This is a genomic window from Pseudofrankia coriaricola, from assembly GCF_032027725.1.
GTDB lineage: Bacteria > Actinomycetota > Actinomycetes > Frankiales > Frankiaceae > Pseudofrankia.
Window position 1 is genome coordinate 38,536 of record NZ_JASNFO010000034.1, and the last position, 13,558, is coordinate 52,093.

11 protein-coding genes are annotated in these 13,558 nt (G+C 71.8%); 7 read left to right on the forward strand and 4 right to left on the reverse strand.

Features of this window, described 5'->3' with window-relative positions; all coding sequences use genetic code 11:
• Positions 1–563 precede the first annotated feature (563 nt).
• From QOZ89_RS19355 to QOZ89_RS19375, 5 genes are all read left to right on the forward strand, one after another.
• Positions 564–992: a hypothetical protein gene (locus tag QOZ89_RS19355; protein WP_071052148.1), complete on the forward strand. Its 429-nt coding sequence runs from the start codon at positions 564–566 to the stop codon at positions 990–992.
• A 128-nt stretch (positions 993–1,120) separates the two neighbouring features.
• The gene (gene proS, locus QOZ89_RS19360) at positions 1,121–2,527 is read left to right on the forward strand and encodes a proline--tRNA ligase (protein WP_071052149.1); all 1,407 of its coding nucleotides are present in this window, start codon (positions 1,121–1,123) and stop codon (positions 2,525–2,527) included.
• Between the two features lie 512 nt (positions 2,528–3,039).
• Positions 3,040–3,903 (forward strand): amidohydrolase family protein, encoded by an 864-nt coding sequence (locus QOZ89_RS19365; protein ID WP_312624411.1) that lies wholly within the window; start codon positions 3,040–3,042, stop codon positions 3,901–3,903.
• Between the two features lie 145 nt (positions 3,904–4,048).
• Positions 4,049–6,337 carry an acyl-CoA dehydrogenase family protein gene (locus tag QOZ89_RS19370; protein WP_071052151.1) on the forward strand — a complete coding sequence of 763 codons (2,289 nt, stop codon included), beginning with the start codon at positions 4,049–4,051 and terminating at the stop codon, positions 6,335–6,337.
• Between the two features lie 198 nt (positions 6,338–6,535).
• A complete protein-coding gene (locus tag QOZ89_RS19375; RefSeq protein WP_083419517.1) occupies positions 6,536–7,189 on the forward strand; it encodes a TetR family transcriptional regulator in 654 nt (217 codons plus the stop codon).
• A 75-nt stretch (positions 7,190–7,264) separates the two neighbouring features.
• On the opposite strand, the gene QOZ89_RS19380 is transcribed toward QOZ89_RS19375, so the two are convergent.
• The 4 genes from QOZ89_RS19380 to QOZ89_RS19395 form a co-directional block, all read right to left on the reverse strand.
• Complete coding sequence (locus QOZ89_RS19380) at positions 7,265–8,296, reverse strand: ABC transporter substrate-binding protein (protein ID WP_071052153.1); 1,032 nt, start codon at positions 8,294–8,296, stop codon at positions 7,265–7,267.
• Positions 8,293–9,093, reverse strand: coding sequence for an ABC transporter permease (locus QOZ89_RS19385; RefSeq protein WP_071052154.1), 801 nt, complete (start codon positions 9,091–9,093; stop codon positions 8,293–8,295). The genes QOZ89_RS19380 and QOZ89_RS19385 overlap by 4 nt, the downstream gene beginning before the upstream one ends.
• A complete protein-coding gene (locus tag QOZ89_RS19390) occupies positions 9,090–9,806 on the reverse strand; it encodes an ABC transporter ATP-binding protein (RefSeq protein WP_241842162.1) in 717 nt (238 codons plus the stop codon). Before QOZ89_RS19390 ends, QOZ89_RS19385 begins: the two co-directional genes overlap by 4 nt.
• A 226-nt stretch (positions 9,807–10,032) precedes the next feature.
• A complete protein-coding gene (locus tag QOZ89_RS19395) occupies positions 10,033–11,070 on the reverse strand; it encodes a class I SAM-dependent methyltransferase (protein ID WP_312624412.1) in 1,038 nt (345 codons plus the stop codon).
• Between the two features lie 433 nt (positions 11,071–11,503).
• On the opposite strand from QOZ89_RS19395, the gene QOZ89_RS19400 reads away from it, so the two are divergent.
• Positions 11,504–12,496: an ABC transporter ATP-binding protein gene (locus QOZ89_RS19400; RefSeq protein ID WP_071052156.1), complete on the forward strand. Its 993-nt coding sequence runs from the start codon at positions 11,504–11,506 to the stop codon at positions 12,494–12,496.
• A complete protein-coding gene (locus tag QOZ89_RS19405) occupies positions 12,493–13,458 on the forward strand; it encodes an ABC transporter permease (RefSeq protein WP_083419519.1) in 966 nt (321 codons plus the stop codon). The genes QOZ89_RS19400 and QOZ89_RS19405 overlap by 4 nt, the downstream gene beginning before the upstream one ends.
• Positions 13,459–13,558 lie beyond the last annotated feature (100 nt).

The window sequence follows — 13,558 nt, forward strand, 5'->3', positions numbered from 1 at the left end:
ACACAAACCGGACACACACCGGAACAGCTACCCGTTTGAGTTGATCCAGGGCCGAGCCACCCAAGATCGCCAGTAATCGCTACGAACCGTGACAGTTTTCTACCAGTTGGTGTGCAGGCGGACTACGTGACGACCACACTCACGCCGGCCGTCCGCGCTCGCGCCTTCCACGTCCCCATCTGTTCACTCCCGGTCGAGAGCGACAGCCACCACCATCTGGTAGTTCTCGCCTCCGACCCACAGGGCCAACATGAAGATCGCCGTTCAACTACGGAAAGAAACCAAGCATGAGTCAAGCGCTACTCGACGCCCCATCTGTCCGGACATCACCCATCACCCCTCGTCCGTCCCGTCCGATTGCTGTTCAGCAAGGCTGCGGTTGCTGACAGCATTCGTCCTGTAGCCATGGGTGATGGGTGACGGCTGGCCCGGCCACGCTCGCGCCCCGGCACAGGAGCCGGGGCCCAGAACGAACGTTCGCCTGGCCTCGACGACGCGGATCGCGGCCATCGGCTGGCGCCAGCCGGGCAGCGGGCAGGCAGAGGAACAGAAGGAGGAAGTGCATGGAGGACACCGCCATCGACGTCGGTGACTTTGACGCGACCAACCCGGGCAACCCGGGCGGATCTGGCGACAAGGGTGGTTCCGACGCCGTGGACCCCGCACCGGAGCCAGGCCATCTCGCCGAGCTGCCCCGCTCGCTCGCAGAGGTGACCAGCACCGACAACGGAAACGTGGTCGAGCACCGGCTGCTGCTCTCCCCCGGAGCGACCGCCGCCGAAGTCACCGCGGCGATGGTCCTCATGCCGCCCGCGACCGCCCTGATGAGCCACCACGCCGGCATGGAGATCCTGCTCGTCTTCCGCGAGCCCACCCGCCCGTCCGCCAGCGCCACCGTCTGGCCGCACGGCGCCGATCCCACGGCCGCGGAGGCCCGAGCGGGGGACGACGACCGGAACCGGCACCCCCCGACAGCCAGACGGCCCAGCTAGACAACCCGGGCAGACCACCCGGCCAGACGACCCGGCCGGCGGCGGCGGGACCGTGCCGGCTCCCCGCCGCCTGCGCGGCTGACGAGGGCAGCCGCCGGAATGGCTACCCAGGGCAATATCGTGGGGGCGTGGCCGTGCTGACGCCTCGTTCTGAGGACTTCCCCCGCTGGTATCAAGACGTGATCGCCAAGGCCGAGCTAGCCGACAACGGCCCGGTCCGGGGGTCCATGGTGATTCGACCGTACGGCTACGCGATCTGGGAGCGGATGCAGGCCGACGTCGACGCCCGGATCAAGGCCGCCGGCGCGGTGAACGCCTACTTCCCGTTGTTCATCCCGGAGAGCTACCTGCGTCGGGAGGCCCAGCACGTCGAGGGGTTCAGCCCCGAGCTCGCCGTCGTGACCCACGGCGGCGGCAAGGAGCTGGAGGAACCGGTCGTCGTCCGGCCGACCAGCGAGACGGTCATCGGCGAGTACATGGCCAAGTGGACGCAGAGCTACCGCGACCTGCCGCTGCTGCTCAACCAGTGGGCGAACGTCGTCCGCTGGGAGCTGCGCCCGCGCCTCTTCCTGCGCACGAGCGAGTTCCTCTGGCAGGAAGGCCACACCGCGCACGCCGACCAGGCCGACGCCGCCGCCTACGCCCGCCGGATCGCGCTCGAGGTCTACCAGGACTTCATGGTGTCGACCCTGGCGCTGCCGGTCTTCGTCGGACGCAAGACCCGCAAGGAGCGGTTCGCCGGCGCGATCAACACCCTCACCTGCGAGGGCATGATGGGCGACGGCAAGGCGCTGCAGATGGCCACCAGCCACGAGCTCGGGCAGAACTTCGCGCGCGCCTTCGACATCGACTACCTCGGAGCCGACGGCGCCCGCCACCTGGCCTGGACGACGTCCTGGGGCTCGTCCACCCGGATGGTCGGCGGCCTGATCATGGCCCATGGCGATGACGCGGGACTGCGCATCCCGCCGCGGCTCGCGGCGACCCAGGTGGTCGTGCTGCCCGTCCGCGACGACGAGAAGGTCGTCGCCGCGGCCGCCCAGATCACGGCCGAGCTCAAGGCGGCCGGGGTGCGGGCGTCGCTGGACGCCCGGCCGGGGCTGTCCTTCGGCCGGCGGGTCACCGACTGGGAGCTCAAGGGCGTGCCGGTCCGGGTCGAGATCGGCCCGCGCGACCTGGCCGCCGGAAATACCACCCTGGCTCGCCGCGACACCGGCGAGAAGTCGACCGTGCCGCTGTCGGAGGCGGCCGGCCGGGTGCAGGCGCTGCTCGACGACGTCCAGGACAGCCTCTACCAGCAGGCGCTGGCGCTGCGCGACTCGCGCACCACGGACGTCACCTCCCTGGACGAGGCCGTCGAGGCGGCCGCCACCGGCTTCGCTCGCCTGCCGTGGCGCCTGGTCGGCGAGGACGGCGAGGCGCGCCTGGCCGCCGAGGCCCTCACCGTCCGCTGCATCCAGAACCCGGACGGCACCCTCCCGGACGGCACGGACGACGCCGACGACCTCGTCTGTCTGGTGGCCCGCTCCTACTGAGTTTCTGGTTCGCTCCGTGCGGGCACGGCGCTCCGGCCCCTTACTCGCTTCGCTCCCAAGGGACCTCCGCGCCGCGGGGTCCCTGCCGGATCGACGGAGCTTGCGGAGTCGATCTGGGAGGTCCGCCTCCTCCGCGAACTTGCCCTCCGGCGACCTCCGCTGCGGCCCAACCACCTTCGCTTCGCTCGGTGGCCGGGCCTCCGCGGAGGCGCGCCTCCGGGCCAGCACGGTTGCGAAACGCCCAAACGTCGCAGACCGGGGCAGGACCTTACGGGAGAGAGCACGTCGCCGCGCCCATGGGGGCCTCCGCGGAGGCACGCCTACGCACCCAGCTCGGTTGCTTTCCGCTGAACGTCACGAGCTCAGCACCAGGTAGAACATCGTTTCTACCAGAAGCGACGACGCTAGCACCAGGGACGCGGTGCTTCGACCCGAACACCTTGACTCTCGTGAAACCCGATTTCAGACTGGGCGACGAGAAAGCTGATCGAGAGCAGGGTGGAGGACGCGCGATGGCCTTTCCGACCGGAGTCCCGATCATCGACACGATGATCGGTTTCCCGCAGCCGGGCAGCTCGCAGTACGACTTCATCCGCCGCCAGCTCAAGGACGCCGAGTCCAAGGCGTTCGAGTTCCCGGCGCAGTACATGTTCAAGAACGTCCCGCACGACCTGCCCACGGACGACCCGGTCAGCGTGACGCTGCGCGAGATGGACCGGTTCGGGATCGAGAAGGGCATGATCGGCTGCGCCGGCGAGTCCGCGCGGTTGGCGCTGAAGCAGTTCCCGGACCGGTTCGTGCCGAGCGGCAACCTCAACGACCCGAACGACGTGATGGGCACCGTCCGCTCGATCGTGCGGGACTACGAGGAGTTCGGCATCCGCGCGGTGGGCGCGTTCCCGTCCGGCGTGTTCCCGCAGGTCGCGATCAACGACGAGAAGATGTACCCGGCCTACGCCAAGTGCGTGGAGCTGGGGATCGCGGTGTTCTGCTGCGCCGGCGTCCCCGGCCCGCGGCTGAAGTTCGAGCCGCAGCGGGTCGAGCTGATCGACCAGGTGATGTTCGACTTCCCCGACCTGGTCTTCGTCACCCGGCATGGCTGCGAGCCGTGGACCGACCTCGCGGTGAAGCTGCTGCTCAAGTGGCCGAACCTGTACTACTCGACGTCCGCGTTCGCGCCCAAGCACTACCCGAAGGCGATCATCGACTTCGCCAACACCCGCGGCGCCGGCAAGATCCTCTACGCCGGCTACTTCCCGATGGGTCTCTCGCTCGAACGGATCATGACGGACATGCCGAACGTGCCGTTCCGCGATGACGTCTGGCCGAAGTTCCTGCACGAGAACGCCCGCAAGGTCCTCAGGCTCGACGCCTGACCGCGCGGCTGCCGGCCGCGCCGCACGTGGGGCCTGGTGGCCGCCATGGTCGGTGCCACGCCCGTGCCCGCGCCGCCGGACCTGATACCCACGCCAGGGCGCAGCGCGCCGGGCGGACCAGCTTGAGACTGCGAGGAGAGTCGTCGTGTCGATCGGCCTGACCGAGGACCATGAGGCGCTCGCCTCGTCCATACGGGGCTTCGTCGCCCGCCACGCCCCGTCCACCGCGATCCGCGCCGATCTCGACGCCTACGCAGCCGGCGCCCCGTTCCCCGGCTGGGACGGGCTGGTCGAGCTCGGCCTGACGTCACTGCACCTGCCCGAGGAGCACGGCGGCGCCGGCGCCGGGTACCTGGAGCTCGCCGTCGCGCTGGAGGAGACCGCCCGCGGCCTGCTGCCCGGGCACCTGCTGCCGTCGGTCCTGACCAGCGGGCTGCTGGCGGCGAACGCGAGCGACGAGGTGCGCAAGCGGACGTTGCCCGCGCTGGCCGCCGGTACTCGGGCGGCCAGCGCGCTCACCGCCGACGGCCCCCGCGCCACCCCGAGATCCGACGGCGGCCATACCGTGTCCGGCGCGACGGTCCCGGTACTGGGCGCGGCCGGCGCCGAGCTGCTCCTGCTAGGGGCGCGCGTTACCGAGGACGGCGCGGGCGCCGCGGGCGCCGCCCGCGGCACCGCCGCCGGCAGCGAGGTGTGGTTCGTCGTCGACGCCGCCACGCCCGGCGTCCGCGTCGAGGCCGCCGACGCGGTGGACCTGACCCGCGGGGTCGCGCGGGTGCACCTCGACGCCGTCGGCGTCGGCGCCGAGCAGGTCGTCGCCCTCAGCACGGAACGGGTACGCACCCTGGCCGCCGTGCTGTTCGCCGCCGAGGCCGTCGGCATCGCCCGGTGGCTGCTGACCACCGGCGTCGAGTACGTCAAGGTACGCGAGCAGTTCGGCCGTCCGGTCGGCTCGTTCCAGGCCGTCAAGCACCGCGCCGCCCGGATGCTGGTGAGAACCGAGACGATGACCGCCGCCGCCTGGGACGCGGCCCGCGCCGTCGAGCAGGGCGACGAGCAGCTCGCGCTCGCCGCGGCCGAGGCGGCGATCCTGTGCCTCGCGGGCGCGACCGAGCTCGGGCTGGAGACCGTCACGCTGCTCGGCGGCATCGGCTACACGTGGGAGCACGACACCCACCTGTACTGGCGGCGCGCCATGACGCTGGAGAGCCTGCTCGGCCCGGTCGCCGCGTTCGAGCACCGCCTCGGCGAACTGGTCGCCTCCTCCGGCTCTGCCTCCCTTGAGGCCTCCGAAGACGCGACGGAGGAGCATTCTCGCGCCTCCTCCGGCCTGACCCGCGACTTCGACCTCGAGCTCCCTGAGGAGGACCCGGCGTTCCGCGCGCGGATCGCCGGGATCCTCAACGAGGTGGCGGCGCTGCCCGACGGCGAACGCCAGAGCCGGCTGGCCGACGAAGGGCTGGTGCTGCCGCACTACCCACGCCCCTACGGCCTCGCGGCCAGCCCCGTCGAGCAGATCGTCATCCAGCAGGAGTACGAGCGGTCCGGCGTGGCCCAGCCGAAGACCGTCATCGGTGAATGGGCGATGCCGACGGTCCTCGCGCACGGCACGGAGGAGCAGAAGCGGACGCTCATCCCCGCCACTCTGCGCGGCGAGATCACCTGGTGCCAGCTGTTCAGCGAGCCGGGCGCCGGCTCCGACCTCGCGGCACTGTCGACCCGGGCGGAGAAGGTCGAGGGTGGCTGGCGGATCAACGGCCAGAAGGTCTGGAACTCCATGGCCGACCGGGCCCACTACGGAGTCCTGCTCGCCCGGACCAACCAGGACGCACCCAAGCACAGGGGCATCTCGTACTTCCTGCTCGACATGCGGACGCCCGGCATCGAGGTACGCCCGCTGCGCGAGGCCAACGGTCACTACCTGTTCAACGAGGTGTTCTTGGGCGACGTCCTCGTGCCCGACGACCGGCTGGTGGGCGAGGTCGACAAGGGCTGGGCGCTGGCGCGCACCACGCTCGGCAACGAGCGGGTCGCCATGGGCGGGATGCGCGAGCTGCGGCTGGACATGCCCGCGATGGCCGCCTCGGGCGAGCTCGCCGCGCGGGCCGACGACGTCCGCCGGGATATCGGCGCGCTGTACGCCCATGCGTACGCGCTGTCCGCGATGAGCCTGCGCGGGACGTTGCGCACACTGTCCGGGCTGCGTCCCGGCGCCGAGGCGAGCGTCGCGAAGGTCGCGGCAAGTTTCCTGAACACCGACGTCGCGACGCGCACGATCCGGTGGTTCGGCCCGGCCGCGGCCAGCGCCGACGGCCCGGGCGCCGCGGCGGTGCACCAGTACCTGAGCGTTCCGCCGCACCTGATCGGCGGCGGGACCATCGAGATCCAGCTCAACGTCATCGCCGAGCGCGTCCTCGGTCTCCCCCGCGGCTGACCGCGACAGCCGGCCGGCGACGTCCCACGGCGCCGCCGGACGGCGTCATTCACCGCCGGGCCGGCGTCACCGGCCATTCCGATAGAACGATGTTTCAGCCACAACCCTGGTCTTGCCCGCATCGGGCACGACTGGGTGCATAGGACAAGATCAAAAATGGTATACGAAATGGAACCCGCTTCCAGGTAGCCTGGGAAGGTGGCAAAAGAGGAGACGCTGCCGCAACCGGTCAGCACGATGACGCCGGCTCAGCTGGCCCGCCGGCGCCGGCTCACGGACGCGGTCATCGAGATGATCGACCAGGTGCCGCCGGACCAGTTGCAGATGCGGGACGTCGCCGAGCGCTCCGGGGTCGCGCTCGGCACGGCCTACCGCTACTTCTCCTCGAAGGACCACCTTCTCGCCGCTGCCTGGGCCGACTGGCAGCGCCGGCTCACCGACCGGGTACGCACCGAGGTCTCCCGCGACCAGTCCCGTGGCGGCGGCAACAGTGGCATCCCGCCGGCCGGCGTCTGCACCCGCGTCACCGCGTTCCTGCACCGCGAGCTGCGGGCCTTTCAGCGGCACCCGAACTTCGCGCGCCTTGTCACCCATGTGGAAGGCTCCAGCGACCCGTTCGCGAGCGAGGAACTCGCCGGCGTCGGCGACAACAACCGCGCCGTCCTCACGGCGCTCATGGAGGACGTGCCACCCGACGTCGCCCGACCCGCCATGATCGCCCTCAACGCCACTCTCGCCTCCGGCCTCGGCGCCTGGACCGCCGGCCGCCTCACCTTCCCCGACCTCGTCCGCCAGCTGGAGGACGTCACCAGGCTGGTCCTCGGCCCCTACGAAAACCCCCGGCCAGCCTGATCCCTCCCGCCCCGGCGGCCGTCCGGTCACGACGCGGGTGGCAGGAACCAGGCAGCCGGCCTCCCCGCCGCCGGGTCAGCTGGCGGGGAGATAGGCGTTGGTGACGACGTCGGCGGCCTTCACGGGCTTGTCGATGAGGTGTTCGGCGGACATCCAGTCGGCGAACGACTGCCAGGCCGCGGTGTCCTGGCGGCCGAAGCCGGCGGCGTTTCGCAGTAGCGGCACGGTCGCGTCGACCATCTTCGGCAGGATCGCCGGGTCGTAGCCGTCGGCCACCGTGGCGATCGTCTTCGCGGCGGCGGCCGGGTCGGCCAGCACGGCGGCGTTGCCACGTGACAGCGCGCCGAGGAAGTCGCGCACCAGTCGCTGATAGGCGGGGTCACTCTTCAGCCGGCTGGCCTGGGCGATGACGACGAGCTCGGCATAGTCCGGCACGCCGGCCTCGGTCACCGGGATGACCGTCGGGTCCAGGCCCTCGGCCGCCAGCTGGACGGCCTCGACGTTGCGGAACCCGCCGAGGGTCGCGTCGACGTTGCCGGTCACCATCGCGGCGAGCAGGTCCTGGCCGACGTCGACCTTCGTCACGGAGCCGCCGTCGACATGGTTGCTGGCGAGAATCGTCGTCAGGAACGCGTCCTGGGTGGCCAGGCCCGCGGTGGCGACCTTCGCGCCGGCGAGGTCCGCGATGGCGCGCACCCGGGACTTGCCCGTGGCCATGACCGAGGTCAGGGCGGTGGGCACCAGGGCGCCGACGGCGACCACGTCCAGGCCCTGTGAGCCGGCGATGACGGTCTCCGGCTCGTAGGAGATACCCAGATCGATCTTGCCGGTGCTGACCAGCTTCGTGGGGTCCGACGGGTCGGACGGCGGCTGGAGGGTGACGTCGAGGCCGGCCGCCTGGAAGTAGCCGGCGTCGCGGGCCGTGTAGAGCGCGACGTGGTCCGGGTTGGGATCCCAGTCCAGCAGGACGGTCGTCTTCCGGGACTTCTCGCCGCCGGGTGCGCCGCTCGTGCCCTGGTCGCCACCACCGCACGCGGACAGGACGAGTACTCCCGCCATCAGCGCGGAGCCGATGCCGATGCCGAATGTCGATCGGTCAGCTCTCATCTGTTGGTGCTCTTCCCTTCGTGAGCCCAGCCGACCAGCACCGTCTCCAAGGCGGTGACCAGAACGAACAAGGCGACGGACATGGCGGACAGCAGGAGGATCGCGGCGAAGACCAGCGCGCTCTGCAACTGTGGGACGGCCTGGCGCATCACGTGCCCGAGACCGTCGGACGAGCCCGAGTACTCGCCGAACACCGCGGCCGTCGACGCATACGCGGCGGACAGCCGCAGCCCGGTGAACAGCGACGGAAGCGCCGTCGGGAGCTCGACCCGCCAGAAGATCGACCAGCGGGTGCCGTAGAGGGTGCGCATCATCCGCCTGAGGTCGTCATCGACGGCCGACAGGCCGTCAAGGGTGGCCACGACGATCGGGAAGAAGCAGAGCAGCGCGACCAGGATGAGCTTCGGCGTCAGCGAATAGCCGAAGATGATCGCCAGAACCGGCGCGATCACGACAACGGGCACGGTCTGCGAGCCGATCAGCCAGGGGTAGAGCGCCGACCGGGCTGTCCGCGAGAAATGCAGCGCACAGGCGATCAGCAGCCCGGCGCCGACCGCGATGGCGAACCCCGTGACCACCTCCGTCAGCGTCACCCAGGTGGCGCTCGCCAGCGTCGAGTCCCAGCGGTCCACCAGCGCATGGGCCACGGCGCTCGGCGCCGGCAGGATGTAGTCCTCAACGCCCAGGACGGCCGTCGCCAGCTCCCACGCGACGGCGATCGCGACGAGCACCACCGCGGGCGGGCCCCAGCGACGAAGGCCCCAGGCGCCGCGCCGGCGGGCCGGACGAGGTGTCACAGGTGCCCCGGCTCGACCGACGCCGATGACCCCTGTTCCAGCGCGGCGAGGACCTCGTCGCGCAGCCCGACGAACTCGGCGGTGGCGAGCAGCTCACGGCGGGAGCCAACCGCGGGGAGGTCTACGGCGACGCGGGCCGCCACCCGGCCGGGACGGGCCGCCAGGACGACGACCTCATGGCCGAGCAGCAGCGCCTCCTCCACGTCGTGGGTCACCAGCACGACCGTGCGCGGCTCGGCCTCCAGGGTGGCGCGCAGCCACTCCTGCGCCTCCGCCCGGGTGATCGCGTCCAGCGCGCCGAACGGCTCGTCGAGCAGCAGGACCTCCTTGCCCGCGACAAACGTGCGCAGAAACGCCACGCGTTGGCGCATGCCGCCGGAAAGCTGCCGGGGGAGGAAGTCCTCGGCCCCTGCCAGGCCGAAGCGGGCGAACAGCGGCCGAACCGCCGCCCGCGCCGCACGGCGCGACATTCCCCGGTTCTCCAGCGACACGGCCGCGTTGGCGAGCGCCGAGCGCCAGGGCAGCAGCAGGTCCCGCTGCGGCATCAGGGCGCACCGGGCCAGCCGGGCCGCGGGACCGATGGCGCCGAGCACGTCGATCACGCCCTCGTCCGGCTCGTCCAGCCCGCTGATCAGCCCGAGCAGCGTGGACTTTCCGCAGCCGCTCGGCCCAACGACCGCGAGCCGCCGCCCGGGCGGAACGGCCAGGTCCACCCGCTCGACCGCGGCGACGTCGCCGTAGCGGCGAGTAACCCCGACCAGCCGGATTCCCTGGTCCTCGCCCGGGCCGGCGCCGTCTGCGGCCGGGTCGGCGCGTGCGCGAACACGGTCCGATCTGGACCTTGGCGCGGGCGAAACCGGAGTATCGCGCCTGCGCCCTGCCATGGTGGCCCGATACAACCCACCAGCGGCATTCTGGGTCAAGCCATGCCGGTGAACGTCACGTTGCGGCCACTCCGCCTCGCCGCATGAGGGGCCTGCCCACGACGAGGACGGTGGCTTCGTGTTCCTCGGAACGTTCGACGCATGCCGTCAGGCCATACCGGCCGGCGACGTCCGCCACGACGGGTGCCTGGTCGACGCTGGTCTCGACGAGCAGGTGGCCGCCCGGCGCGAGCCAGGCACCCGCGCCGGCGAGCACCCGCCGCAGGACATCGAGTCCGTCCGGGCCGCCATCCAGCGCGACGAGCGGCTCGTGCACCCGTGCCTCCGGCGGCATCAGCCCGATCTCGTCGGTAGGCACATAGGGCGCGTTGGCGATCAGGACGTCGACGCGTCCGCGCAGTTCGGCGGGCAACGCGTCGTACAGATCGCCTTCATGGACCTGGCCGCCGACGGGTACGACGTTGCGCCGGGCGCAGCGCACCGCCGCCCCGTCGATGTCGGCGGCGTGCAGCTCGACCTGGCGAGCGGGCGGCGGTGTGGCCGCGCTCTCTGGATCGAGCGGCACCGGACGCGGCGGCGGCACCGGATGCGGCAGCGGCACCGGATGCGGCAGCGAGGCGTCCTCGCGTTCGATCCCGGCGCTGGCCACGCCGAGGCCAGCCGCGACGACGGCGCCGAGGGCGCCCGAGCCGCAGCACAGGTCCACGACCACCGCGCGAGCGGCGCGCGCGGCGCGGCCGGTGACAGCCTGCCTGGCGAGGCCGGTCGCCAGCTCGACGAGGAACTCGGTGCGGCGGCGAGGGACGAAGACGCCGTCCTCGACGACGATCCGGTGGCCGCCGAACTCGGCCCACCCGAGAACGTGCTCGAGCGGGATGCCGGCGGACCGCCGGGCGACCATGTCGGCGAGACCGGCCGGGCCGTCGGCGGACGCGACGAGCAGCGCCGCCTCATCCTCCGCGAAGACACAACCGGCGGCCCGCAGCGTCGCGACGATGCCGGACGCCGCGCCGGCCTCGTCGAAGGACGTGTGGTTGCCGAGGGATGACCCGTCACTCGACGGGCTCAGCCCGCGGGAGGGAGAAAGCGACATCAGAAGCCTTTCGGAGCACCGAAGGGCGCTCGCGCGGCCACCGTTACCTACGAACGGCGTGGCCGTGAGGCGAACGCACCAAGCCTTTTCTGGCGTTGACGGGTCTCACCTCCTCCGGCTGTCGCTGCTGGTCCACAACACTATCCCGGACCGCGGCCGCCCGACTGATTGGCGTCAGGCCGGCTCATGCCCGGAGCGGCCGCCTTTCGGCGCCCGAGTTTCCTTCGGCTCGTCGACGCGAGCCGCGAGCCTGTCCGCGTACCTCTCAAGGCGTATGCCTACGCCTTCAGCCGTATGGCGCGGCGGGCAAAGATCGGCCGCACGGGCGTCGGCGGCGAGCCCAAAGATCCCTAACGTTCTGAGGTGTCCAGCCGGCAGCCGACCATCCGGAACGCGACCGGCGCGGAAAACGACGACAGACGTGAGGTAGACGATGATCGAGGCGCGCGGGCTCACCAAGCGCTACGGCGGGAAGGTCGCCGTCGACAACCTTTCTTTCACGGTCAGGCCCGGTGTCGTCACCGGGTTCCTCGGGCCGAACGGCGCCGGCAAGTCGACGACGATGCGGATGATTCTCGGCCTGGACCGGCCGACCCGCGGCACGGTGCTCGTCGACGGCCGCCGCTACCGCGACCTGGCGTCGCCGGCGCGTCACGTCGGCGCGCTCCTGGAATCCAGGGCGATCCACACGGGACGCTCGGCCCAGGACCACCTGCTCGCCCTCGCGCACACACACGGCATCCCGCGCCGCCGCGTCGACGAGGTCATCGATCTGGTCGGGCTACGGGACGTGGCTCGCAAGCGGGCCGGCGGCTTCTCGCTCGGCATGGGCCAGCGGCTGGGGATCGCCTCCGCGATGCTGGGCGACCCCGGGACGCTCGTCCTCGACGAGCCGGTCAACGGGCTCGACCCGGAGGGTGTCCGCTGGATCCGCGACCTGCTGCGCGGGCTTGCCGCCGAGGGCCGCACCATCCTGCTCTCCTCGCACCTGATGAGCGAGATGGCGATGACCGCGACCAACCTGATCGTGGTCGGCCGCGGCCGACTCATCCAGGAGACGTCGGTCGAGGAGTTCGTCCGCGGCGCCTCCGGCAACCGGGTGCACGTCCGGTCCCCGCAGGCCGGCGAGCTCGCCGAGCTGGCCGCCCGCGAGGGCGCGACGGTCACCTACTCGGCCGCCCTCGCCGGCGCGAGCTCCGCCGCGGCCGCCAGCACTTTCGAGGGCGCACCCGGCTCGGAGGCGGACGCCATCGAGGTGGCGGGCCTGCCGTCGGAACGGATCGGCGAGCTGGCCCGTGCGTACGGGATCGCGCTGTACGAGCTCACGCCACGCCTGGCCTCCCTGGAGGAGGCGTTCATGGACATCACCCGCGACGCGGTCGAGTTCAACACCGCGGCGCCCGCGACCAGCGAGGGAACCCGATGAACGAGACGCACGACCGCCAGTCCCGTGACCGCGCCCCCGCCGCGTCCGCCCTGCCGACCCCGGCCGCGGCGGCATCCAGCCGACAGCCGGGAACGGCCACGCTGGAGCGCGGGGCGTCGGCCCGGTCCAGACGAGGGTCCGCCGCGGCGAGGGCGGGCGACGCCCCGAGCGGCGCCATCGCGGGTGACGTGACGCAGGCGCGGGTGATGCGGTCCGAATGGACGAAGCTCCGGTCGCTCCGCTCCACCCAGTGGACGATGGGGCTGGCTGTCCTGCTGCTCATCGGGCTCGCCCTCCCGCTATGCGTCTCCGCGTCGGAGAACTGGACCGTCGCGGACGTCCAGGCTGGCAGCCAGGACCCGGTGTACCAGTCCCTTGCCGGCCTCCTGCTGGCCCAGGTGGCGGTCGGCGTCCTCGGGGTGCTGACCATGACCGGCGAGTACGCGACCGGCATGATCCGCGCGACGCTCGGCCTGGTGCCGCGGCGGCTGCCGGTGCTGTGGGCGAAGGCCGCCGTCCTCGCCGGTGTCACGTTCGTGGCGATGCTCGTCGCGTCGCTGGTGTCCTTCCTCATCGGCCAGGCCATCCTCGGATCGCACGACGTCGGCGTCTCCCTCAGCAGCGACGGCGCGGCGCGCGCGATCCTGGGCGCCGCGTTCTACCTGACCGCCATCGCGCTGCTCGGGCTCACCCTCGGCGCGCTGATCCGCCACACGGCCGGCGCGGTGACGGCGCTGCTCGGCGCGGTGCTCGGTCTCCCGCTCATCTTCTCGATGTTCGGCGAGCGGTTGGAGTCGGCGCAGCGGTACCTGCCCGCGCTCCTCGGCAACGCGATCTCGTCGACGAGCCCCGCCCGCCTCACCGACCTGGTCTCCCCGGGCAGGGCGTTCGTGATGCTGTGCCTCTACATCGCCGTCCTGGGCGCGGCCTCGGCCTACGTCCTCACCCGGCGCGACGTCTGATCCGCCCGCTTCTCCACGGCGCCCTCGGGGCGTGCGAGGCGACGCCCGCCAGGTCGTCATCGCACGCCCCGGGGGCTTCGTGGGGTCCTGTCTCGGCATC